This is a genomic window from Streptomyces sp. NPDC001373 (assembly GCF_042895815.1).
GTDB lineage: Bacteria > Actinomycetota > Actinomycetes > Streptomycetales > Streptomycetaceae > Streptomyces.
Genome location: NZ_JBIAWQ010000012.1, coordinates 203,582 through 225,786 on the forward strand (window position 1 = coordinate 203,582; position 22,205 = coordinate 225,786).

Genomic DNA, 22,205 nt, shown 5'->3' on the forward strand with positions numbered 1-22,205 from the left:
TCGTTACTCCTTGTGGGAGAGGGCGCGGACGGTACGGGAGGGGCTGGGACGGCCCAGCCGTTCGGCCATCCACACGCTCGTGGCGGTGAGGGCGGCCAGGTCGACCCCGGTCTCGATGCCGAGGCCGTCGAGCATCCACACCAGGTCCTCGGTGGCCAGGTTGCCGGTGGCGCTCTTCGCGTACGGGCAGCCGCCGAGGCCGCCGGCGGAGGCGTCGACCGTGGTCACGCCGTGCTGGAGCGCGGCGAGGGTGTTGGAGAGGGCCTGGCCGTAGGTGTCGTGGAAGTGCACGCCGATCCGGTCGGTGCCCACGCCGGCCGTGTTCAGCTCGCCCAGCAGCGCCTGGACGTGGCCGGGGGTGGCGACGCCGATCGTGTCGCCGAGGCTCAGCTCGTCACAGCCCAGGTCCAGCAGGGCCTTGGCGACGCGGACCACCTGGTGGACCGGGACCGCGCCCTCCCAGGGGTCGCCGAAGCACATCGACAGATAGCCGCGCACATGTGCCCCGGCGTCCTTGGCCCGGGCCACGACGGGCTCGAACATGGCGAGGGACTCGGCGACCGTACGGTTCAGGTTGCGCGCGGCGAAGGTCTCGGTGGCCGAGCCGAACACCGCGATGCGGGTGGCCCCGAGGGCCAGGGCGCGGTCGAGGCCGCGCTCGTTGGGCACCAGGACGGGCAGGTCCGCCGGGACGTCGGAGAGCAGGGGGAAGAGCTGCTCGGCGTCCGCCAGCTGCGGCACCCACTTGGGGTGGACGAAGCTGGTGGCCTCGATCGTGGTCAGGCCTGCGGCGGCCAGCCGGTGGATGAACTCGGCCTTCACCTCGGTGGGGACGGCCGTCTTCTCGTTCTGGAGCCCGTCGCGGGCGCCGACCTCGTGGATCCGCACCCGAGGCGGGAGCCCGGCGGGCGCCGGGACGGTCATGGGCAGCCCGTTCACGCGTCGACCTCCGCGTCCTCGTCGGGGGTGATGACGGCCAGGACCTGGTCCATGGTCACCGTCGTACCGGGGGTGACGTCGAGTTCCGTGACGGTGCCGGCGTGCGGGGCGGAGATGACGTGCTCCATCTTCATCGCCTCGACCACCAGCAGGCTCTGCCCGGCCGCCACCTTGTCGCCGACGGCCACCTTGACCACGGTGACGGTGCCGGGCATCGGGGCGGCGAGCGTGTCGGCCCCGGCATGGCCGCGGCCGCTGAGGGCCGCGGTGACGGGGTCGTGCCGCTGGAGGTGCCAGGAGTCGCCGTCGCGGCCCAGCCAGGTCCCCTCCGGGGAGCTGGCGTGGGCGAAGTGGTGGGTGACGCCGTCGAGTTCGACCGTGAGGCGGTCGTGGCTGAGCTTGATGATGCGGCCGCGGGCCGGCGTCCTGTGGCTCTGCCCCGGACCCCGCGCCTCGATCGCCGGCCAGGCTGAGTCCGGTGCGGCGCCGCCGTCGCCTGTCGGACCGTCGAGCAGGATCTCCTGCTCCGTGCCCCGCTGCCGGGTGCGGACGGTGACCGGGTCCTGGCCCGGGAGGCGGAAGTGGTGGACGGTCCAGGCCGGGGTGCCGCCCAGGCGCCAGCCGTCGGCAGCGGAGAACGGGTCCGCCCACGCGCTGGCGCTGTCCGCACCGGGGCCGGCCACATCCAGACCCGCCGGCGACTGCGGCGCGGGGGTCCGGGGGAGGAGCCCCTGGTCGCGGGAAGGGGCGGGGTGGGGGAGAGCGGCCTGGGCCAGGAGCGCCGCGGCGGCGTACACCCCGGCCGGGACCCCCTCCGGCAGGAGGGACGGCAGGTCCCGCTCCACGAGCCCCGTGTCCAGGTTCCCGGACACCACGTCCTCGTGGGCCAGCAGCCTCCGCAGGAAGCCCGCGTTGGTCTGGACGCCCAGGATCACGGTGTCCGCGAGGGCGGCCCGCAGCATGCGCAGGGCCGTCGGGCGGTCGGGGCCGTGGACGATGACCTTCGAGAGCATCGGGTCGTAGGTGGACCCCGTGTCCACCCCGGCCGCCAGCCCGGAGTCCGTCCGCACCGCACCGCCCGAGGGCTCGGACAGCGCCAGCACCGTCCCCCCGGAGGGCAGGAACCCGCGCGCCGGGTCCTCCGCGCAGACGCGGGCCTCGATCGCGTGCCCGGTCAGGGTGACGTCGTCCTGCCCGAAGCCCAGCTCCGCACCCGCGGCCACCCGCAGCTGGAGCTCCACCAGGTCCAGGCCGGTGATCAGCTCGGTCACCGGGTGCTCCACCTGGAGGCGGGTGTTCATCTCCATGAAGTAGTACGAGGACGGGTCCCCGCCCGGCACGATGAACTCCACCGTGCCCGCGCCGACGTACCCGCAGGCCCGCGCCGCCTCGACCGCCGCCGCGCCCATCGCGGCCCGGATCTCCGGCGTCAGCAGGACCGACGGGGCCTCCTCGATGACCTTCTGGTGGCGCCGCTGGAGCGAGCACTCGCGCTCGCCCAGGTGCACCACGTTGCCGTGTGCGTCGGCCATCACCTGGATCTCGATGTGCCGCGGCCGGTCCACCCAGCGCTCCACCAGGAGGGTGTCGTCGCCGAAGGAGGAGCGCGCCTCGCGCCGGGCCGCCGCGATCTCGTCCGCGAGCAGGGCCCCGTCCCGGACCAGCCGCATGCCCTTGCCGCCGCCGCCCGCGGAGGGCTTCAGCAGCACCGGCATGCCGATCTTCTCGGCGGCCTCGACCAGTTCGGCGTCGGACAGCCCGCTGCCCGAGGAACCGGGCACGACCGGCACCCCGGCGGCCTTCACGGTCTCCTTGGCCCGGATCTTGTCGCCCATCAGGGAGATCGCCGAGGCGGGCGGCCCGATGAAGGCCAGCCCGGCCTCCGCGCAGGCCTGCGCGAAGGCGGCGTTCTCCGCGAGGAAGCCGTACCCGGGGTGGACCGCCTCGGCCCCCGTGCGCCGGGCGGCGTCGAGCAGCTTCTCGACCGACAGGTAGCTCTCGGCGGCCGCCGCCGGGCCGATCCGGACGGCCGTGTCGGCCTCCCGTACGTGCCGCGCGTCCGCGTCGGCGTCGCTGAAGACGGCCACGGAGCGGATCCCGAGCTCCCGCAGGGTGCGGATGACCCGTACGGCGATCTCGCCCCGGTTCGCCACCAGAACAGTGCTGAACATCAGTGAGGTCCTCACGTCACAAGTCACGGATCACATGCGGAAGATGCCGTAGCCGCGCTCGCCGAGCGGGGCGTTCGCGCACGCGGTCAGGGCCAGCCCCAGCACCTGCCGGGTCTCCAGGGGGTCGATGACCCCGTCGTCCCACAGGCGCGCGGTGGCGTAGTAGGCGTTGCCCTGCTCCTCGTACTGCGCGCGGACCGGGGCCTTGAAGGCTTCCTCGTCCTCGGCGGGCCACTCCTGGCCCGCTCCCTCGATCTGGTCGCGCTTGACCGTGGCCAGGACGGAGGCGGCCTGCTCGCCGCCCATCACGGAGATCTTGGCGTTGGGCCACATCCACAGGAAGCGCGGCGAGTACGCCCGGCCGCACATCGAGTAGTTGCCCGCGCCGTACGAGCCGCCGACCACCACCGTCAGCTTCGGGACCCGGGCGCAGGCCACGGCCGTGACCATCTTCGCGCCGTGCTTGGCGATGCCGCCGGCCTCGTAGTCGCGGCCGACCATGAAGCCGGAGATGTTCTGGAGGAAGAGGAGCGGGATGCCGCGCTGGTCGCACAGCTCGATGAAGTGGGCACCCTTCTGGGCGGACTCGGAGAAGAGGATGCCGTTGTTGGCGATGATGCCGACCGGGTGGCCGTGGATCCGGGCGAAGCCGGTGACCAGGGTCTGCCCGAACTCCGCCTTGAACTCCTGGAAGCGGGAGCCGTCCACGACCCGGGCGATGATCTCGCGGGCGTCGTAGGGGGTGCGGGAGTCGACGGGGACCGCGCCGTAGAGGCCGTACGGGTCGACCTTGGGCTCCTCGGGCGCCTCGACCGACCAGGGCAGGGCCCCGCGCTCGGGCAGGGTCGCCACGATGTTGCGGACGATCCGCAGCGCGTGCGCGTCGTCCTCCGCGAGGTGGTCGGTCACGCCGGAGGTACGCGAGTGCACCTCGCCGCCGCCGAGCTCCTCGGCCGTGACCACCTCGCCGGTGGCGGCCTTCACCAGCGGCGGGCCGCCGAGGAAGATCGTGCCCTGGCCGCGGACGATGACGGCCTCGTCGCTCATCGCCGGGACGTACGCCCCGCCCGCCGTGCAGGAGCCGAGGACGGCCGCGATCTGCGGGATGCCGGCGCCGGACATGCGGGCCTGGTTGTAGAAGATCCGGCCGAAGTGCTCCCGGTCGGGGAAGACCTCGTCCTGCATGGGCAGGAAGGCGCCGCCGGAGTCGACCAGGTACAGGCAGGGGAGCCGGTTCTCCAGCGCCACCTCCTGCGCCCGCAGGTGCTTCTTCACCGTCATCGGGTAGTACGTGCCGCCCTTGACGGTGGCGTCGTTGGCGACGATCACGCACTCCCGGCCGCTGACCCGGCCGATGCCCGCGATCACGCCTGCCGCCGGAGCCGCGCCCCCGTACATCCCCTCGGCGGCCAGCGGGGCCAGCTCCAGGAAGGGGGACCCGGGGTCGAGGAGGGTGTCCACGCGGTCGCGGGGCAGGAGCTTGCCGCGCGCCGTGTGGCGGGCGCGGGCCTTCTCACCGCCGCCGAGGCGGGCCGCGTCCAGCCGGGCGCGCAGGCCCTCGGCGAGCTCGCGGTGGGCGGCCTCATTGGTCCGCCAGGCCTCGGACGCCGGGTCCGCGGCGCTCGTCAGCACTGGTGCCTGCTGCATCGGTCGAGCTCCCTTGCTCGGTACCTGCTGTGTTAATGACCGTTAACGCGTGTGGGTCACAGGTTAACGAGCGCTAACCGCCCTGTCTAGAATGGATTCCCATGAGCACCAGAGCTGCCACCCCGACCCGCCGCGAGCAGATCCTCCGAGAGGCCGCTCGTCTTTTCGCGGAGCGCGGCTTCCACGGCGTGGGCGTGGACGAGATAGGGGCCGCGGTCGGCATCAGCGGCCCGGGTCTCTACCGCCACTTCGCCGGCAAGGACGCGATGCTCGCCGAACTGCTCGTCGGGATCAGCGAGCGCCTGCTGACCGGCGGGCGGCGCCGGGTCGAGGAGGCCGCGGGCGACCCGCGGGCGCTGCTCGCCTCCCTGGTCGAGGGGCACATCGACTTCGCGCTGGACGACCGGGCGCTGATCACCCTGCACGACCGGGAGCTCGACCGGCTCCGGGACGAGGACCGCAAGCTCGTGCGGCAGCTCCAGCGCCAGTACGTGGAGCTGTGGGTGACCGTCGTGCGGGAGCTGCATCCGGAGGTCGGGGAGGCGGAGGTGCGCGTCGCCGTCCACGCGGTGTTCGGCCTGCTGAACTCCACCCCGCACCTGGGCGCGCTCGGCCGGGAGGCGACGGAGTCGCTGCTGCGCCGGCTCGCGCACGGGGCCTTCGGGGCGCTGTCGGGCTGAAGCCGGGCGGGGGCGCGGGCTCGAGGGCGGCTCGGCGGAACGGGCGGGCGGCGGCAGAATGGACCGCATGCCGATGCCGACAGAGCCCATACAGACCCCTGCCGCCCCCAGCCGAGAGGAACTCGTCGACCACCTGGTGAGCACCCGCATCGCCGGGCAGGTGGCCACCCCGCGCGAGAACAACCTCTCCCACTACCGCAAGCTCGCCAACGGCGACCGGCACTACTGGCTCGGTCTGGAGCTCGGCGACCGCTGGGCGGACGAGCAGGACGTCCTGGCCGTGATGGCGGAGCGCGTCGGCGTCGTCGACGACCCGGCACACCGGACCGGGCAGGACACCATCGACCCCGAGCTGACGGTCGCGGGCCTCGACCGGATGGCGGCCCGCCTGCGCAAGGCCGCCCTCGACCGGCAGAGCGTGCTGTTCGCCACCGGGCACCCGGGCGGCCTCCTGGACGTCCACCGGGCCACGGCCGACGCGCTGCGCGCCGCGGGCTGCGAGATCGTCCGTATCCCCGCCGGGCTCGTCGCGGACGAGGGCTCCGTGTGGCAGTTCGCCGACGTGGCGGTCCTGGAGCGGGGCGCGACCCTGTGGCACACCCACTCGCCGAACCCGATGGCCGCCATCCTCGACGCCCTCGCCAACGACGGCCGCCCCCAGCCGGACCTGGTCGTCGCCGACCACGGCTGGGCGGGCTGCGCGGCGCAGCGGGGGCTGGACGCGGTGGGCTACGCGGACTGCAACGACCCGGCGCTGTTCCTCGGGGAGGCGGAGGGCACCCTCCAGGTGGCCGTCCCCCTGGACGACCACGTCCGCGACCCGCGCTTCTACGACCCGATGGTCGCGTACCTCCTCACCGCGGCGGGCCTGCGGTAGCCCGTCCGGCTAGCGGAGCCAGGAGCTCATCTCCGTCTGGACGGCGGAGCCGTCGAGGTCCGCGAGCTTCATGCCCACGAAGGTGCGCGCCCAGTCGGAGGTCTGGATCCGGAACGGCATCTTCTCGGCGGTCAGGGCCTCGACGACCGGCGCCGCCGCCTGCTCCGGGGTCTGCGCGGTGTTGCTGCCGAAGGACTGCATCGCGTGATCGATGTAGCCCCGGAGCTGCGGGGCGTAGGGGCCCGCCTGGGCGAGCAGTGCCGGGATGTCGAGCCCGACGTTGTTCACGAACTCGCTGGAGACGGCGCCCGGTTCGACGACGGAGACCTGGACCCCCGCGGCCGCGGCCACCGGAGCCAGGGACTCCATGAACCCCTCGACGGCGAACTTGGCCGCGCAGTAGGACTCGTTGAACGGCTGGCCGACCACGCCGCCGACGCTCGTCACGGTGATCACCCGGCCGCCCGAGGCGCGCAGGTGGGGGAGCGCGGCCCGGGTGAGCTCGACGACGCCGAAGAAGTTGACCTCCATCACGGAGCGCACCTGCTCCATGCCGTGCTGCTCGACGGTCCCGACGAAGCCGGCGCCCGCGTTGTTCACGACGGCGTCCAGGTGGCCGTGCTCGGCGACCACCTCGGCCACGCAGGAGGCCACGGAGTCCGCGTCGGTCACGTCCAGCCGCTTGACCTGGATGAGGTCGCTGACGCCGGCCTCGGCGGCGGCCTTGACCAGGGCGTCGGAGCGGGTGGTGTCGCGCATCGTGGCGACGGTGTGCCAGCCGGCCCGTGCGGCGGCGACCGCGGCGGCGAGGCCGATGCCGGAGGAGGTGCCGGTGATGAGGACGGTCTTGGCGGTGGTCTCGTTGCTCATGGAAAAGGCTCCCTAGGTTTGTGCGTGCACACGCACATTAATGATGTGTGCGCGTGCACGCAACCCGGTACCCTTTCCCCATGGCGCACGCGAACCTCCACCTGGACGGGCTCACCCCCCGTGACCACGCCTTCTACGGCCTGGTCTGGGCCGGCACCACCCTCACCGCCCGGGTCGACCAGGCGCTCACCCGCCACCACGACCTGCCGCTGTCGTGGTTCGAGGTGATGCTGTGGCTGAGCATGCAGCGGGAGCCGGTCGCCCCCTCCGAGCTGGGCGCCAGGACCCTGCTCAGCCGCAGCCAGGTCTCCCGTGTCGCCGACTCGCTCCGGGCCCGCGGGCTCGTCGAGCGGATACCCTCCCCGACCGACGCCCGCTCGGTCGGCATCGCCCTCACCGGGGCGGGCCGCCGCCTCTTCGCGGAGGCCGACGCCACCCGCCGCGAGGCCCTCGCCGAGGTCTTCGACGACCTGCTGGACGACGGGGACATCGCCGCGCTGGAGACGGTCTGGGCCAAGCTCAAGGCCCGCCCCAAGGGCGAGGAGTAGGGAACGCCGAAGGCCCCCGGACGGGATCCGGGGGCCTTCGGGCAGGACACGGCTCAGGTGCGCGGCACGCGGACCACGCCCTCCTGGATGACGGTGACGGCCAGCCGGCCGTCCTGCGTCCAGATGCGGGCCTGGCCCAGGCCCCGCCCGCCGTGCGACGTCGGCGAGTCCTGGTCGTACAGGAGCCACTCGTCCGCCCGCAGCGGCCGGTGGAACCACATCGCGTGGTCCAGCGAGGCCCCGACCACGTCCCCCACCGCCCAGCCGCCGCGCCCGTGGGCGAGCAGCACCGAGTCCAGCAGGGTCATGTCCGAGACGTACGTGGCCAGGCACGTGTGCAGCAGCGGGTCGGCGCTGTCCAGCTTGCCGGCCGTGCGGAACCACACCTGCGAGCGGGGCTCCACCGGTTCGCCGATCGACCCCCACGGCGGCGTCGTCGCGTACCGCAGGTCCACCGCGCCGCGCGCCTCCAGCAGCCGCTCCACCGTGCCCGGGTCCCGGAACAGGTCCCGGTAGGCGGGCAGGGCCTCGGCGGCCGTCGGCAGGGTCTCCGGGTCGGGCGCGGAGGGCATCGTGACCTGGTGGTCCAGCCCCTCCTCGTACACCTGGAAGGAGGCCGACAGGTGGAAGATCGGCTGCCCGTGCTGCACGGCGACGACCCGCCGCGTGGTGAAGGAGCGCCCGTCGCGGATCCGGTCGACCGTGTAGACGATGGGCGCGCCCGGGTCACCCGTGCGCAGGAAGTACGAGTGCAGCGAGTGCGCCGTGCGGTCCCCGGGCACCGTGCGGCCGGCCGCGACCAGCGCCTGGGCCGCGACCTGTCCGCCGAAGACGCGCGGGATCAGTGACGGGCGGCTGGTCCCGCGGAAGATGTTCTCCTCGATCTGCTCCAGGTCGAGCAGGTCGAGGAGAACGGAGAGCGCTTCGTTCAAGGGGACTTACAGACCCATCGACTTGGCGATGATCGACTTCATGATCTCGCTGGTGCCGCCGTAGATGCGGTTGACGCGGTTGTCCGCGTACAGGCGGGCGATCGGGTACTCGTTCATGTAGCCGTAGCCGCCGTGCAGCTGGAGGCAGCGGTCGATGACGCGGTGCGCGACCTCGGTGCAGAAGAGCTTCGCGGAAGCGGCCTCGGCCGGCGTCAGCTCGCCCGCGTCCAGGGCCTCCAGCGCGCGGTCGGCGACGGCCTGGGCGGCGTCCACCTCGGCCTGGCAGGCGGCCAGCTCGAACTTGGTGTTCTGGAAGTGCGCGACCGGCTTGCCGAAGACCGTGCGGTCGGTGACGTACTGCTGGGCGAACCGGACGGCCGCGGCGGCCTGGGCGTAGGCGCCGAAGGCGATGCCCCAGCGCTCGGAGGCCAGGTTGTGGCCGAGGTAGTAGAAGCCCTTGCCCTCCTCGCCGAGCAGGTCCTCGACCGGCACCTTGACGTCGACGAAGGCCAGCTCGGCGGTGTCGGAGGTCTTCAGGCCCAGCTTGTCGAGCTTGCGGCCGATCGAGTAGCCCTCGGACGTGGTGTCCACGGCGAACAGGGAGATGCCGAAGCGGCGGTCGTCCTCGCTCGGGGCGGAGGTGCGGGCGCAGACGATCACGCGGTCGGCGTGGACGCCACCGGTGATGAAGGTCTTGGAGCCGTTGAGGACGTAGTGCGTGCCGTCCTCGGAGAGCTTGGCGGTGGTCTTCATGCCCGCGACGTCGGAGCCGGTGCCCGGCTCGGTCATCGCGAGGGCCCACATCTCCTCACCGGAGACGAACTTCGGCAGGAAGCGCTTCTTCTGCTCGTCGGTGGCGAGCATCTTGATGTAGGGCAGGGCGAGCAGCACGTGCACGCCGGAGCCGCCGAAGTTGACGCCCGCGCGGGAGGTCTCCTCGTACAGGACGGCCTCGAACTTGTGGGTGTCCAGGCCCGCGCCGCCGAACTCCTCGGGGACGTTGATGCCGAAGATGCCCAGCTCGCCGAGCTTGTAGTAGAAGTCGCGCGGCGCCTGGCCGGCCTGGAACCACTCGTCGTAGACGGGGACGACCTCGGCCTCGATGAAGGCGCGGAGGGTCTCGCGGAACGCCTCGTGGTCCTCGTTGAACACCGTACGGCGCACGGCCGGCTCCCTTCGTCGCGGCGGTCCGCCGCTTATGTCTAAGCGCTTGCTCATGGCTAAGTTACCGGCGGGTTGTCGATCCTGTCCAGACTCGGCCGACCGGTGCTGAATCCTTTCGGTCGGCCCGTGCCTCTTATTCCCGTACCGCGACGGACGCGCGTACGGAACGGGACCTGGAGGTCGCCATGATCGTCGGTATCGCCATCGCCGCGGGTGCGGTGCTGCTCTGCACCTGCGTGTTCGTCCTGAAGCGGGGGCGCGGCGCGCGTGGCTGACCCGTCCTGGCCCGGAGAACGGCTGGTCGCCGCCGCCCAGGGCGGTGACCTCGACTCCCTCACCGCGCTGGTCTCGGGCTCGCACCCGAACGTACGGCGCTTCGCCCGCTCCCTGTGCGCGACCCCGGAGGACGCCGAGGACGCGGCCCAGGAAGCCCTGATCATCCTCTACCGCAAGATCGGGATGCTGCGGGCCTCCGGCGCCCTGGCCTCGTGGATGTTCCGCATCGTCCGCAACGAATGCCTGCGGCGCGCCCGAGCCGTCGTCCGCGACCGGGACCACCCCCCGGCCCCCGACACCGCCGCCGACTCGGCCGAGGACGAGGCGCTGCGCCGCCTGGAGGCGGGCAGGGTGGCGGCGGCGGTCGCGGCCCTCCCGCCCGACCAGCGGCGGGTGCTGATCATGCGGGACGTCCAGGGCCTCAGTGGACGCGAGGTCGCCGACGCGCTGGGCCTCACGACGCCGGCGATGAAGTCCCGCCTGCACCGGGCCCGCGCGACGGTCCGCGCCGCCCTCCTCACCCCGTCCGACCCGGCCCCCGGAAGGAACGACCGATGAAGCCCACGAAGACAGACCCCCGCCCCGACTTCGCGAGCGCCTCCCTGCCCCGGCACCTGGCGCGCGGCGCACTGGGATTCGGCTCACTGGTGCTGGCCGTCGCACTCCTTCCGTACGCCTGGCCGGTCAGCCTGGCCCTCCTGCCCGTCGGCCTGCTCGCCCTGCGCGGCTGCCCAATGTGCTGGACGCTCGGCCTGGTGCAGACCGTCTCCAGGGGGCGGCTGAAGCGCTCCTGCGAGGACGGGCGGTGCACGCTGACGCCGTCCGCGTGACTGTCGGTCCGGGGCCGTAGGGTCCCGGCATGATCCAGAACACCCGTACGACGCCCGCCCGGCCCGTCGACCTCGAGGCGCTCTTCCCGGAGCTCACCCCCTACCGCCGTGAGGCCGTACGCCTCCACCCGCGCCCGGGGTCGCCCGCCCCGACGGACAGCTCGGTCGGCGGACCGCTGCTGTGGCCGGCGGGGGAGGCGTGGCCGGTGTGCACGGAGGAGCACTACGAGCCGGAGTCGGTGGAGCTTCACGAGGACGAGGCGCCCATGCTCCCCGTCGTGCAGGTCTACCGGGCCGACGCGCCCGGCCTGCCGTTCCCGGAGGGGACGGACCTGCTCCAGGTGGTGTGGTGCCCGTACGGCCACGGCGAGTACAACTATCCGCTGCCACGGGTGTACTGGCGCGACTCGGCGGCGGTCGGCGACGTCCGCCCCACCCCGGGGCCGGCGCCCGGCCTGTCCACCGACTGGTACCCGGACCCGTGCGTGGTCCACCCCGAGACCGTGACCGAGTACCCGAGCCGGGACCTGCCCCGCGACCTGTCGGACGCGCTGCGCCCGCGCATCGAGGAGATGGAGACGCGCACCGGCCTGTACTACTGGTACCACCTGGCGGAGGCGTCGGGGATCAAGCTGGGCGGCTGGCCCGGGTGGACGCAGGATCCGGTCTGGCCCGACTGCGAGGGGTGCGGCGGCCGGATGGAGCACCTGCTGACCGTCGCGAGCAGGGAGTTCGACGGCGAGTCCTGGCGCACGTGGCTCCCGGAGGAGGACCGCACCCCGGACGGCGACTACCCCGACCGGAGCGTCTCCGACCCGGCGGGCCTGTGCCTCGGCGACGTGGGGGGCGTCTACGTCTTCGAATGCCGGACCTGCCCGGACCGGCCGGTGGGGCACTGGTTCGACTGCAGCTGACCGGGCTACGGCTCCTTGGTGACTACGGCGCCACCGCCGCCCAGCCGCGCTACCTGGGCCGCCGCATGGCCGAGTCGCTGCGGGACGTGCACCGGATCGCCGTCAGCCGGGGCGCCCGGATGGCCGATCCGGCGCCGGACTGAGCCAACGCAGGGCGAACCACAGCTCCATCCGCGTGTCCGCGTCGTCCAGGTCGACGTCGTCCAGCAGGGCCGCGCAACGGGCGATCCGCTGGCGGACCGTGTTCCGGTGGACCCCCAGGGCCGCCGCCGTACGGTCCCAGCTGCCGTGGTGGGACAGCCAGGCGCGCAGGGTCTCCCGGAGGGTGGGGGAGAGGGGCCCGAGCAGGGCTTCGGCGTGGGCGCGGGCCTCCGCCTGGCCGACCAGGCCCGTGACGCCGGGGTCCGTGTGGCGGGCGAGCGGGGTGCGGGAGGCCTCGGCGCGGGTCAGGGCGCGACGGGCCTGGGCGTCGGCCGTGCGCAGCTCCGCCGGGGCGGCCGGGGCGCTGACCCCGAGCCGCCATCCCGGCTGCGGGCCGGGCTCCCGGTCGGTGAGGAGGCGTACGGCCTCCCCGCGCGGGTCCAGCAGTTCGGTGCCCAGCGCCGCCGCGAGGGCCCGGGGGTCGGCGCCGCCCCGGGCGTGGACGGCGTACCAGGGGCCCGGGGGGAGGGCGGCGGCCGGGTCGCCGTCGAGCAGGAGACGGGTCAGCGCGGCCGCCTCCGCGCCGGCCGGGCCGCTCGCCGTGAGCAGGGTCAGCAGCACGGCGCCGACCGAGGCGATGGTGTGGTCGCCCGGGGCCCGGCCGGGGGTGGCCAGGGCCAGCACCCGGCCGCCGCCCACCGCGTAGGCCGCCAGATGGGTGCCGCCCAGGCTGTCGGTGGCGGTCGCGGCGCTCCCGGGGGCCACCCGCCGGGCCAGCGCCGCCAGGGCCGCCCGCACCTCCTCGCCGGGCTGCACCCCGGCCGTCGCCCTGACCGGGCGGAACGCGGTGGCCGGCGCGGATCCGGCACCGCCGGCCGGGTGGGCCGGGAGGGGACCCGCCCCGGCCCCCGTGCCCGCCCCGGCCCCCGTGCCCGCCCCGGCCCCCGTGCCCGCCCCGGCCCCCGTGCCCGCCCCGGCCCTCGTGCCGACGGCCGTGCCTGCCCCGGCCGCTGTGCCCGCCCCGGCCCCCGTGCCCGTGCCGACGGCCGTGCCCGCCCCGGCCGCTGTGCCAGCCCCGGCGGCGGTGCCCGTGCCGGCCCCCGTGCCCGCCCCGGTGGCCGTGCTCGCCCCGGCCGCTGTGCCAGCCCCGCTGGCCGTGCCCGTACCGGCCCCCGTGCCCGCGCCTGCCCCCGTGCCCGTGCCGGCGGGTGCGCCCCCGTCGGCACCCGGGCTCGCGCCGGGCCCCGCGCCCGCAGCAGCCGCCGCGCCCGCCCCGGCACCCCGGCGCCGATCCGCCGGGCCGGGCCCAGGGACCGTGTCGGAGGCCGCACCCGCAGGGACGGGGCCCGGCCCCGCCGGACCGGGCCGGTGCCCTCCGGCCGCGCCCCCGGACTCCGCCGCGCCCTGCGGCCCCGGCTCCCACAGCGCCGCCCAGCCCCCCAAGCCCGTCGCCAGGCGGGACAGGACCGCCGGGACCGGGTCCGGGCGGGCGGCGGCCGCCGCCAGCGACTGCTGGGCCTCGGTGACGCGGCGGAGCTCACGGGTGCGGGCCTCCGCCATCAGGCGCCCGACGCTGCGGGCGACGGCCGTGAACGGGGTCCCCGGCGGGACCTCGACGAGCGGCAGCCCGTACCGCTCGCACGCCTCGGCCAGACCGGGCGGCACCACCTCGTGCACCGGGGTCACGCCGAAGCCGAGCGCGGCGGCCCCGGCGCGGGCGAGCCGGTGCACGTAGGCGGCGGCCCCGGCCTCCGTCAGCGCGGCCCCGGCCGTCAGCAGCAGCTCGCCTCCCAGCAGGTACGGGGACGGGTCCGCCATCTCGGAGGCGTGCACCCCGTGCACCTCCGCCACCGCCGGGCCCGCGAGGTGCCGCAGCCCGAGCCCCCGCTCCCCGAGCAGCCCCGCCAGCCCCACGGGCGGCGTCATCGGCTCCCCGGCGGGGGCCGACGCCGACGCCCGGGGCCCGGTGCCGGGATGCGGGGGGACCGGCGGGGGGACCGGGAGATCGGCCATGGATACTCCGTACATTTCAGCGCGGCCAGATGGATGAAACGTACCCTCCCTACCTCCGCGCGGCACGCTTACGCTCGAAGGACCGCACCAGCAGGACCACCAGAAGGGCACCCCCCATGAGCACCGAGCAGACGCCGCGCGGCCCCGTCGACTCCTCCCGGATCCCGCGCTACGCCGGTCCGGCGACCTTCGCCCGCCTGCCCCGCCTGGACGAGGTCGGCTCCGCCGACGTCGCCGTCGTCGGCGTGCCCTTCGACTCCGGTGTCTCCTACCGCCCCGGCGCCCGCTTCGGCGGCAACGCCATCCGCGAGGCCTCGCGCCTGCTGCGCCCCTACAACCCGGCGCAGGACGCCTCCCCGTTCGCCCTCGCGCAGGTCGCCGACGCCGGTGACATCGCGGTGAACCCCTTCAACATCAACGAGGCCGTCGAGACGGTCGAGGCCGCCGCCGACGAGCTCCTCGGCAACGGCTCCCGTCTGATGACCCTCGGCGGCGACCACACCATCGCCCTGCCCCTGCTGCGCTCGGTCGCGAAGAAGCACGGCCCGGTCGCCCTGCTGCACTTCGACGCCCACCTGGACACCTGGGACACCTACTTCGGTGCCGAGTACACCCACGGCACGCCCTTCCGCCGCGCCGTCGAGGAGGGCATCCTCGACACCGAGGCCCTCTCCCACGTCGGCACCCGCGGCCCGCTGTACGGCAAGCAGGACCTGGACGACGACGCCAAGATGGGCTTCGGCATCGTGACCTCCGCCGACGTGTACCGCCGCGGCGCCGACGAGATCGCCGACCAGCTGCGCCAGCGCATCGGCGACCGCCCGCTGTACATCTCCATCGACATCGACGTCCTGGACCCGGCGCACGCGCCCGGCACGGGTACGCCGGAGGCGGGCGGCATGACCTCCCGCGAGCTGCTGGAGATCATCCGCGGCCTGTCGTCCTGCAACCTCGTTTCCGCCGACGTGGTCGAGGTCGCCCCGGCGTACGATCACGCCGAGATCACCTCGGTCGCGGCCTCGCACACCGCGTACGAGCTCACCACGATCATGAGCCGCCAGATCGCCGCCTCCCGGGCGAAGTAGGGCGAGGCACGGCGGCCCGGCAGCGCGGCGCAGCGAGACGGCACGAAGGGCACGCAAGCACGTGACGCACGACCACGACCTGGTTCTCCGCCCCACCGAGGCCCAGACGGCGGCCGCCCTGGCCCCGCCGCCGGGCCGCACGGGCGGGGACCTGGTCGTGGAGACGCTGCGCGGCCTCGGCGCGACGACCGCCTTCGGTCTGCCGGGGCAGCACGCGCTGGCCCTCTTCGACGCCGTCGGCCGCTCCGACCTGCGGCTGGTCGGCCTGCGGACGGAGAACAACGCGGGGTTCGCCGCCGACGCCTACGGCCGCCTCACCGGCGAGGCGGTCCCGCTGCTGCTCTCCACGGGCCCCGGGGCGCTCATGTCCCTGCCGGCCCTCGCCGAGGCGGCGGCCGCCTCCGCCCCGGTCCTCGCCATCTCCTCCCAGGTCCCCTCCGCGGGCCTGGGCGGGGGCCGGCGCGGCCACCTGCACGAGCTGCGCGAGCAGTCCGCGTCCTTCCGCGACGTGGTGAAGTCCGTCCACATCGCCCGCACCCCCTCCCAGATCCCCTCGGTCGTCGCCGGGGCCTGGGAGTCGGCCCTCACGGCCCCGCACGGCCCCGTCTGGGTGGAGATCCCCGAGGACGTGCTCCGCGCGGAGACGGTGGTCCCGCAGGTCACGGGCATGGACGCGAGCCCGCACGAACTCGCCCCGCGCCCGGAGCTGACCGCGCTGGCGGCGCACTGGCTGTCCCGGGCCTCCCGCCCGGTGATCATCGCGGGCGGCGGCGCGGTCCGCGCCGACGCGGCGGGCAAGCTCAGGCAGCTCGCCGAGCGCCTGAACGCCCCCGTGGTCACCACCTTCGGCGGCAAGGGCGCCTTCCCCTGGACCCACCCGCTGTCCCTCCAGTCCTGGCTGGAGGACCGCCACATGACGGACTTCCTGGAGGACGCCGACGTCCTCCTCGTCGTCGGCTCCGGCCTGGGCGAGCTGTCCTCGAACTACCACACCTTCTTCCCCACGGGCCGGGTCGTCCAGATCGAGGCCGACCTCGGCAAGCTGGAGTCCAACCACCCGGCGCTCGGCATCCACGCGGACGCCCGCCTGGCCCTCCAGGCCCTCCTGGAGACGGTCGAGCCCCGCGAGGACCCGGACGCCCCCGCCCGGGTCCGTGCGGTCCTCGCCGACATCGCCGCCCGGCTCGCCGCCCAGGACCTCGGCCTCGAACAGGAGCTCCTGGCCTCGATCAGGTCCGCCCTGCCGGCCCGCTCCCCGTCCTTCTGGGACATGACGATCCTGTCCTACTGGGCCTGGTCGGCCTTCGACGCCAAGCACCCCAACACCATGCACTCGGCCCAGGGCGCCGGCGGCCTCGGCTACGCCTTCCCGGCGGCCCTCGGCGCGGCGGTCGCGGAGCCGGGCACCCCGGTCCTCGCGGTCTCCGGCGACGGCGGCGCGATGTACTCCGTCGCCGAGCTCGCCACCGCGAAGCAGTACGAGCTGGACGTCACCTGGCTGATCGTGGACGACGGCGGCTACGGCATCCTGCGCGAGTACATGACGGACGCCTTCGACGGCCGTACCACCGGCACCGAACTCACCCGCCCCGACTTCGCCGCCCTGGCGCGGTCCTTCGGTGTCCCGGCCGCCACCACCACCCCGGCCACCCTCCGCGAGGACCTCGCCGACGCCCTCGCCACCCCCGGCCCGTCGGTCCTGGTCCTCCCCGCCACCCCGCGGATGTTCGCCCCGACGCACCTGGGCTAGCGGTGGCCCGCTGACCCTGCTCCACCACGACGAGGACTGCGAGACGATCGCCCGCGTCACGGGCCAGCCGGTGGTCTGGGTGGGGCGGCCTGGAGCCAGGGGTACCGCCCTGGCCCGTACGGGTGCTCCCGGCGTGCGCCGGAGGCGCCGTACGCGCATGTTCGAACTGGTGCGGCGGGATGAAATCCGCCGGTCGGAGCGTTGGGGGTGGCGGCAGGACAGGACCTACGGGGAGGCACCCACGTGACGGCGGCTGGGGAGAAACAGGGCTGGGGCAGGCGGCTGGCCGCCTACACCTGGCGGTACAGGCTCAACGTGCTGCTGGCGCTGGGCTCCTCGCTGGCCGGCATGGCCGTCATGGCGCTCGTACCGCTCGTCACCCGGGTCATCATCGACGACGTCATCGGCAACGGGACCAGACGGATGGGGCCCTGGGCGGGCCTGCTCGTCGGCGCCGCCGTGCTGGTCTACGCGGCCACCTACGTGCGCCGGTACTACGGCGGCCGCCTCGCCCTCGACGTGCAGCATGACCTGCGCACCGACATGTACGACACCATCGCCCGCCTCGACGGGCGGCGGCAGGACGAGCTGTCGACCGGACAGGTCGTCGGCCGGGCCACCAGCGACCTCCAGCTGATCCAGGGCCTGCTGTTCATGCTGCCCATGACCATCGGCAACTTCCTGCTCTTCGGGATATCCCTGGCCGTCATGGTGTGGCTGTCGCCGCTGCTGACCGTGGTCGCTCTGCTGATGGCCCCCGCGCTGTGGTTCATCGCCAAGCGCAGCCGCAGGAAGCTCTTCCCCGCCACCTGGTACGCCCAGGGCCAGGCCGCCGCCGTCGCCACCGTCGTCGACGGGGCCGTGACCGGGGTGCGCGTCGTCAAGGGCTTCGGGCAGGAGGAGCAGGAGACCGGCAAGCTCCGCGAGGCCGGCCGCCGGCTCTTCGGCGGGCGGATGCGCGCCATCCGGCTGAACTCCCGCTACACCCCCGCCCTCCAGGCCGTCCCCGCCCTCGGCCAGGTCGCCATGCTGGCCCTCGGCGGCTGGCTGGCCACCAACGGGCACATCACCCTCGGCACCTTCGTCGCCTTCTCCACCTACCTCGCCCAGCTGGTCGGCCCCGTCCGCATGCTCGCCATGGTGCTCACCGTCGGCCAGCAGGCACGGGCCGGCGTGGAACGGGTCTTCGAGCTCATCGACACCGAGCCGGTGATCCGCGAGGGGACGCGCGAGCTGCCCGCCGACGCGCCCGCCACCGTCGAGTTCGAGGACGTCCGCTTCGGCTACGACCCCGAGCGGCCCGTCCTCGACGGCTTCTCGCTCGCCCTCGAGGAGGGCGAGACCGTCGCCGTCGTCGGGGCGTCCGGCTCCGGCAAGTCCACCGTCTCGCTGCTCCTGCCGCGCTTCTACGACGCCGACCACGGCACCGTCCGCGTCGGCGGCCACGACGTGCGCGACCTGACGTACGACTCCCTGCGCGCCGCCATCGGGCTCGTGCCCGAGGACTCCTTCCTCTTCTCCGACACCATCCGGGCCAACATCGCCTACGGGCGCCCCGGCGCCACCGACGAGGAGATACGCGCGGCCGCCCGGGCGGCCCAAGCGGAATCGTTTATTCAGGCGCTGCCGGCCGGTTACGACACCAAGGTCGGCGAACAGGGCCTGACCCTCTCCGGCGGCCAGCGCCAGCGCATCGCGCTCGCCCGCGCCCTGCTGACCGACCCCAGGCTCCTCCTCCTCGACGACGCCACCTCCGCCGTCGACGCCCGCGTCGAGCACGAGATCCACGAGGCGCTGCGCGCGGTCATGGCCGGCCGCACCACCCTGCTGATCGCCCACCGCCGCTCCACCCTCGCCCTCGCCGACCGGATCGCCGTCCTCGACGGCGGCCGGCTCGCCGACATCGGCACGCACGAGGAACTGGAGGTCCGCTCCGCCCTCTACCGCCGCCTGCTGACCGACCCCGAGGCCCTCGGCGCCGGATCCCCGCGCATCCCCGACGCCTCCTCCATGGCCGAGTTCGAACGGGACATCGACGGGGACCTAGAACGGGACATCGAGCTGGAGGCCGAGATCGACTCCGAGCCGGTGAACGCCAAGCGGCGCGTCGCCGACGGGGTCACCCCCGAGCTGTGGCGCCGCGAGGAGGAGACGAGCGCACCCGGGACCGCGTCCGGGATGCCAGGGGCCACCCCCGAACTGCTCGCGCAGGTCGCCGCCCTGCCGCCGACCGACGACCGGCCGGAGGTGGACGAGGACCGGGCCGCGGCCGCCGAGGAGAGCTACGGCCTGCGCCGGCTGCTCCACGGCTTCTGGGCCCCGCTCGCCGTCAGCCTCGCCCTCGTCGCCCTCGACGCCGGCGCCGGCCTGCTGCTGCCGGTCCTGATCCGGCACGGCATCGACCAGGGCGTGGAGAAGGCCGCTCTGGGGGCGGTCTGGGCCGCCGCAGGCCTCGCCCTGGTCATCGTCCTCGCCCAGTGGGCCGCGCAGTTCGCCGAGACCCGGATGACCGGGCGCACCGGCGAGCGCGTCCTCTACGCCCTGCGCGTCAAGATCTTCGCCCAGCTCCAGCGCCTGGGCCTGGACTACTACGAGCGCGAGCTCACCGGCAAGATCATGACCCGGATGACCACCGACGTGGACTCCCTGTCCAGCTTCCTGCAGACCGGGCTGGTCACCGCCGTCGTCTCCGTCCTGACCTTCTTCGGCATCCTGATCGCCCTGCTCGTCCTCGACCTCGAACTCGCGCTGATCGTCTTCGCCACCCTGCCGGTGCTGGTCCTCGCCACGATCGTCTTCCGCCGCAAGTCGGTCGCCGCGTACGAGCTCGCCCGCGACCGGGTCAGCCTGGTCAACGCCGACCTCCAGGAGTCGGTCGCCGGGCTGCGCCTGGTCCAGGCCTTCCGCCGCCAGCGCTCCGGCGCCGAGCGCTTCGCCGAGCGCAGCGACTCCTACCGCCAGGCCCGGGTGCGGGGCCAGTGGCTGATATCCGTCTACTTCCCCTTCGTCCAGCTGCTGTCCTCCGGCGCGGCGGCGGCCGTGCTGATCGTCGGCGCGGGCCGGGTGGAGGCCGCCACCCTCACCACCGGAGCGCTGGTGGCGTACCTGCTCTACATCGACCTGTTCTTCGCCCCGGTCCAGCAGCTCTCCCAGGTCTTCGACGGCTACCAGCAGGCCACCGTCTCCCTCGGCCGCATCCAGGACCTGCTGCGCGAGCCCACCACCACCCCGCCCCCGGCCGCGCCCCGCGAGGTGCCCGCCCTGCGCGGCGAGATCGTCTTCGAGGACGTCCGCTTCGCGTACGCCACCGCCGAGGAGCGCGGCGAGAACGGCGAGGCGCTGGGCGGCATCAGCCTGCGGATACCCGCCGGGCAGACCGTCGCCTTCGTCGGCGAGACGGGCGCCGGGAAGTCCACCCTGGTCAAGATGGTGGCCCGGTTCTACGACCCGACCTCCGGCCGGGTCACCGCCGACGGCACCGACCTGCGGGACCTGGACCTGACGGCGTACCGCCACCGGCTGGGGGTCGTCCCCCAGGAGTCGTACCTCTTCCCGGGGACGGTCCGCGACGCCATCGCCTACGGGCGGCCGGAGGCGAGCGACGCCGAGGTGGAGGCGGCCGCGCGCGCGGTCGGCGCCCACGACATGGTCGCCACCCTCGACGGCGGCTACCTGCACACCGTCACCGAGCGCGGCCGCAACCTCTCCGCGGGCCAGCGCCAGCTGATCGCACTGGCCCGCGCCGAGCTCGTCGACCCGGACGTGCTGCTGCTCGACGAGGCCACCGCCGCCCTCGACCTGGCCACCGAGGCGCAGGTCAACCAGGCCACCGACCGCCTCGCGGGCAAGCGCACGACCCTGGTGGTGGCCCACCGGCTGACCACCGCCGCCCGCGCCGACCGGGTGGTGGTCATGGAGCGCGGCCGGGTCGTCGAGGACGGCAGCCACGCCGAACTGCTCGCCCGGGGAGGCCGCTACGCCGTGCTGTGGCGGACCTTCGTCGGCGAGGACGAGCCGGCGGCCGCCGCGTAGCGCAGCCCCCAGGAGTACGCCCCGGGTGTCAGAGCTCGCCGAAGAGCAGGTTGCCCGGGGCGTCCTCGTCCTCACCGGTGTAGTACTCGCGTACCGCGTCGAGGAGCTCGTCCACCGACAGGTACCCGTCGTGGTTCTTGTCGATCCGCTCGAAGAGGACGTCCGCGTCGGCGGGCTCCAGCCGGGTGTCGAAGGCCAGCTGGGCCTTGTGGAACTCCTCGGGGCTGATGTGGCCGTCGCCGTTGGTGTCGACGACGGTCAGGATCGCCTTCATCATCGGCCGGAAGGACTTCTCGTACGCCGGTCCGCCGTCCTTGTAGAGACGGGTCATGCCGTCCCGGTACTGCGCGGGCGTCAGCTTCTGGTCCCCGCCCGCGCCCAGCTCGTTGAAGAGGTCCACCCAGAAGTCGGTGAGCCCGCGGAACACTTCGGCCGCCCTGGGGGAGTCGGCGGGCTCGGCCAGCGCCGTCAGCAGCCGGGAGCCGAGCGCGATCATGTCCTTCTCGTCGATCACGCCGTTGTCGTCGGCGTCCAGGTGCGCGAACGCGCGCTCCAGCTTCCGGTCGAGCAGGTCGGTCGTCATGGGCGGACGCCTTTCACGGTGACGGTGGGCATGCGGTCGATCGCCCAGAGTAGTGCAACCTTCCGGCGGCCCCGCGCGTCGTACGTACGTCAGTACGGGTCACGTACGACCGATCGGGGGGTCAGGTGTCTCAGGGGTGGAAGGCGCGGGGGCGGGGGGTGTCCCTCGCCACGGTCGGGGCGGCGCTCTGGCTGGCCGCCGGCGGGGTGTTCGCGGCGGCCCCCCGGGCGGCGGCCGCCACCGGCGGCTGCGCGGGCGATCTGGTCAGGACGCTGCCGCTGCCGGACGCCGAGGTGCGCGTGTACAAGAGCCGGACGCAGGTCTGCGCGGTGACCGTCGCCCTGCACCCCGGGGAGCGCCGCCACCTCGCGGTGAGCGTTCAGCCGCGCGGCGGGGTCCCCGTGGGCGACACGGGGCAATACACCCGCTACGCGGGCCCCGTCACCGTCGGCGCGATCAGCCGGTGCGTGTACGTGAAGGGGGATGTGGCGGCCGGATCGGTGGAGTCCGGCTGGATCCTGTGCTGACGCGGCGGCCCAACCGGTACTGTTCACGGGCGTGTTGACCCCGCTAGGTTCACGGCGACCACCAGTGGACTGAATGGGGAGAGTGAGCCTTTTCCAACCTGCGGGCCGGGTTGGTCAGTTCGGCTGACAGACGGGTGAAGCCCCTGGTAGATGGGTTTTCGACCAAGAAGAACCCGTGCCCACCAGAGGCTTCGCATGCCTGTCTACCCGTCGGGGCTGGACGTGT

18 protein-coding genes are annotated in these 22,205 nt (G+C 74.0%); 10 read left to right on the top strand and 8 right to left on the bottom strand.

Translation table 11 applies throughout. The features are described from left to right. Positions 1–3 precede the first annotated feature (3 nt). The 3 genes from ACFY15_RS26030 to ACFY15_RS26040 are packed head-to-tail and all read right to left on the bottom strand — an operon-like array spanning position 4 to position 4,757. The gene (locus tag ACFY15_RS26030; protein ID WP_390687566.1) at positions 4–924 is read right to left on the bottom strand and encodes a hydroxymethylglutaryl-CoA lyase; all 921 of its coding nucleotides are present in this window, start codon (positions 922–924) and stop codon (positions 4–6) included. Positions 925–935: 11 nt separating this feature from the next. Continuing rightward, on the bottom strand, positions 936–3,110 hold the full coding sequence (locus ACFY15_RS26035) for an acetyl/propionyl/methylcrotonyl-CoA carboxylase subunit alpha (RefSeq protein WP_390826138.1): 2,175 nt from the start codon (positions 3,108–3,110) through the stop codon (positions 936–938). A gap of 30 nt (positions 3,111–3,140) precedes the next feature. Continuing rightward, complete coding sequence (locus tag ACFY15_RS26040; protein ID WP_390687402.1) at positions 3,141–4,757, bottom strand: carboxyl transferase domain-containing protein; 1,617 nt, start codon at positions 4,755–4,757, stop codon at positions 3,141–3,143. Between the two features lie 101 nt (positions 4,758–4,858). Between ACFY15_RS26040 and ACFY15_RS26045 the strand changes: the two genes are divergently transcribed. Both ACFY15_RS26045 and ACFY15_RS26050 read left to right on the top strand, forming a co-directional pair. Further along, on the top strand, positions 4,859–5,437 hold the full coding sequence (locus ACFY15_RS26045; RefSeq protein WP_390687401.1) for a TetR/AcrR family transcriptional regulator: 579 nt from the start codon (positions 4,859–4,861) through the stop codon (positions 5,435–5,437). A 58-nt stretch (positions 5,438–5,495) separates the two neighbouring features. Continuing rightward, positions 5,496–6,314, top strand: a complete 819-nt coding sequence (locus ACFY15_RS26050; protein ID WP_390687400.1) for a phosphatase — start codon at positions 5,496–5,498, stop codon at positions 6,312–6,314. Positions 6,315–6,323: 9 nt separating this feature from the next. Here ACFY15_RS26050 and ACFY15_RS26055 read toward each other — a convergent pair whose 3' ends face one another. Next, a complete protein-coding gene (locus ACFY15_RS26055; protein ID WP_390687399.1) occupies positions 6,324–7,184 on the bottom strand; it encodes an SDR family oxidoreductase in 861 nt (286 codons plus the stop codon). 80 nt (positions 7,185–7,264) lie between these two features. Between ACFY15_RS26055 and ACFY15_RS26060 the strand changes: the two genes are divergently transcribed. Beyond that, on the top strand, positions 7,265–7,732 hold the full coding sequence (locus ACFY15_RS26060; protein ID WP_390687398.1) for a MarR family winged helix-turn-helix transcriptional regulator: 468 nt from the start codon (positions 7,265–7,267) through the stop codon (positions 7,730–7,732). A 53-nt stretch (positions 7,733–7,785) separates the two neighbouring features. On the opposite strand, the gene ACFY15_RS26065 is transcribed toward ACFY15_RS26060, so the two are convergent. Together ACFY15_RS26065 and ACFY15_RS26070 are read right to left on the bottom strand one after the other, a co-directional pair. Then, positions 7,786–8,664: an acyl-CoA thioesterase gene (locus ACFY15_RS26065; RefSeq protein ID WP_390687397.1), complete on the bottom strand. Its 879-nt coding sequence runs from the start codon at positions 8,662–8,664 to the stop codon at positions 7,786–7,788. A gap of 6 nt (positions 8,665–8,670) precedes the next feature. Next, positions 8,671–9,828: an acyl-CoA dehydrogenase family protein gene (locus tag ACFY15_RS26070; RefSeq protein ID WP_390687396.1), complete on the bottom strand. Its 1,158-nt coding sequence runs from the start codon at positions 9,826–9,828 to the stop codon at positions 8,671–8,673. 267 nt (positions 9,829–10,095) lie between these two features. Here ACFY15_RS26070 and ACFY15_RS26075 point away from each other — a divergent pair, with 267 nt between their 5' ends. From ACFY15_RS26075 to ACFY15_RS26085, 3 genes are read left to right on the top strand one after another with little or no spacing between them, the layout of a single operon-like run. After that, the gene (locus tag ACFY15_RS26075; protein WP_390687395.1) at positions 10,096–10,662 is read left to right on the top strand and encodes an RNA polymerase sigma factor; all 567 of its coding nucleotides are present in this window, start codon (positions 10,096–10,098) and stop codon (positions 10,660–10,662) included. Next, positions 10,659–10,934, top strand: coding sequence for a hypothetical protein (locus tag ACFY15_RS26080; protein ID WP_390687394.1), 276 nt, complete (start codon positions 10,659–10,661; stop codon positions 10,932–10,934). The genes ACFY15_RS26075 and ACFY15_RS26080 overlap by 4 nt, the downstream gene beginning before the upstream one ends. Before the next feature lie 29 nt (positions 10,935–10,963). After that, complete coding sequence (locus ACFY15_RS26085; RefSeq protein WP_390687393.1) at positions 10,964–11,848, top strand: DUF1963 domain-containing protein; 885 nt, start codon at positions 10,964–10,966, stop codon at positions 11,846–11,848. 102 nt (positions 11,849–11,950) lie between these two features. Here ACFY15_RS26085 and ACFY15_RS26090 read toward each other — a convergent pair whose 3' ends face one another. Further along, positions 11,951–13,915, bottom strand: a complete 1,965-nt coding sequence (locus tag ACFY15_RS26090) for a PucR family transcriptional regulator ligand-binding domain-containing protein (protein ID WP_390826139.1) — start codon at positions 13,913–13,915, stop codon at positions 11,951–11,953. A 203-nt stretch (positions 13,916–14,118) separates the two neighbouring features. Between ACFY15_RS26090 and speB the strand changes: the two genes are divergently transcribed. The 3 genes from speB to ACFY15_RS26105 all read left to right on the top strand — a co-directional run bounded on the left by speB (position 14,119) and on the right by ACFY15_RS26105 (position 20,869). Next, positions 14,119–15,087, top strand: a complete 969-nt coding sequence (gene speB / locus ACFY15_RS26095; RefSeq protein WP_390687391.1) for an agmatinase — start codon at positions 14,119–14,121, stop codon at positions 15,085–15,087. Positions 15,088–15,148: 61 nt separating this feature from the next. Then, on the top strand, positions 15,149–16,837 hold the full coding sequence (locus ACFY15_RS26100; protein ID WP_390687390.1) for a thiamine pyrophosphate-binding protein: 1,689 nt from the start codon (positions 15,149–15,151) through the stop codon (positions 16,835–16,837). A gap of 243 nt (positions 16,838–17,080) precedes the next feature. After that, entirely contained in the window at positions 17,081–20,869 is a 3,789-nt protein-coding gene (locus ACFY15_RS26105) for an ABC transporter ATP-binding protein (protein ID WP_390687389.1), read from the top strand. Positions 20,870–20,897: 28 nt separating this feature from the next. Here the strand turns inward: ACFY15_RS26105 and ACFY15_RS26110 are convergent, their stop codons facing one another. Next, the gene (locus ACFY15_RS26110; protein ID WP_390687388.1) at positions 20,898–21,452 is read right to left on the bottom strand and encodes an EF-hand domain-containing protein; all 555 of its coding nucleotides are present in this window, start codon (positions 21,450–21,452) and stop codon (positions 20,898–20,900) included. A gap of 158 nt (positions 21,453–21,610) precedes the next feature. On the opposite strand from ACFY15_RS26110, the gene ACFY15_RS26115 reads away from it, so the two are divergent. Beyond that, complete coding sequence (locus ACFY15_RS26115; protein ID WP_390687387.1) at positions 21,611–21,979, top strand: hypothetical protein; 369 nt, start codon at positions 21,611–21,613, stop codon at positions 21,977–21,979. Positions 21,980–22,205: the final 226 nt, after the last annotated feature.

Bases quoted from the DNA above. Each gene is read 5' to 3' on its own strand.
- ACFY15_RS26085 (WP_390687393.1), top strand. From the start codon at position 10,964: ATGATCCAGAACACCCGTACGACGCCCGCCCGGCCCGTCGACCTCGAG.
- ACFY15_RS26090 (WP_390826139.1), bottom strand. From the start codon at position 13,915: ATGACGCCGCCCGTGGGGCTGGCGGGGCTGCTCGGGGAGCGGGGGCTC.
- ACFY15_RS26080 (WP_390687394.1), top strand. From the start codon at position 10,659: ATGAAGCCCACGAAGACAGACCCCCGCCCCGACTTCGCGAGCGCCTCC.
- speB (WP_390687391.1), top strand. From the start codon at position 14,119: ATGAGCACCGAGCAGACGCCGCGCGGCCCCGTCGACTCCTCCCGGATC.
- ACFY15_RS26045 (WP_390687401.1), top strand. From the start codon at position 4,859: ATGAGCACCAGAGCTGCCACCCCGACCCGCCGCGAGCAGATCCTCCGA.
- ACFY15_RS26050 (WP_390687400.1), top strand. From the start codon at position 5,496: ATGGACCGCATGCCGATGCCGACAGAGCCCATACAGACCCCTGCCGCC.
- ACFY15_RS26040 (WP_390687402.1), bottom strand. From the start codon at position 4,757: ATGCAGCAGGCACCAGTGCTGACGAGCGCCGCGGACCCGGCGTCCGAG.
- ACFY15_RS26055 (WP_390687399.1), bottom strand. From the start codon at position 7,184: ATGAGCAACGAGACCACCGCCAAGACCGTCCTCATCACCGGCACCTCC.
- ACFY15_RS26110 (WP_390687388.1), bottom strand. From the start codon at position 21,452: ATGACGACCGACCTGCTCGACCGGAAGCTGGAGCGCGCGTTCGCGCAC.
- ACFY15_RS26035 (WP_390826138.1), bottom strand. From the start codon at position 3,110: ATGTTCAGCACTGTTCTGGTGGCGAACCGGGGCGAGATCGCCGTACGG.
- ACFY15_RS26060 (WP_390687398.1), top strand. From the start codon at position 7,265: ATGGCGCACGCGAACCTCCACCTGGACGGGCTCACCCCCCGTGACCAC.
- ACFY15_RS26030 (WP_390687566.1), bottom strand. From the start codon at position 924: ATGACCGTCCCGGCGCCCGCCGGGCTCCCGCCTCGGGTGCGGATCCAC.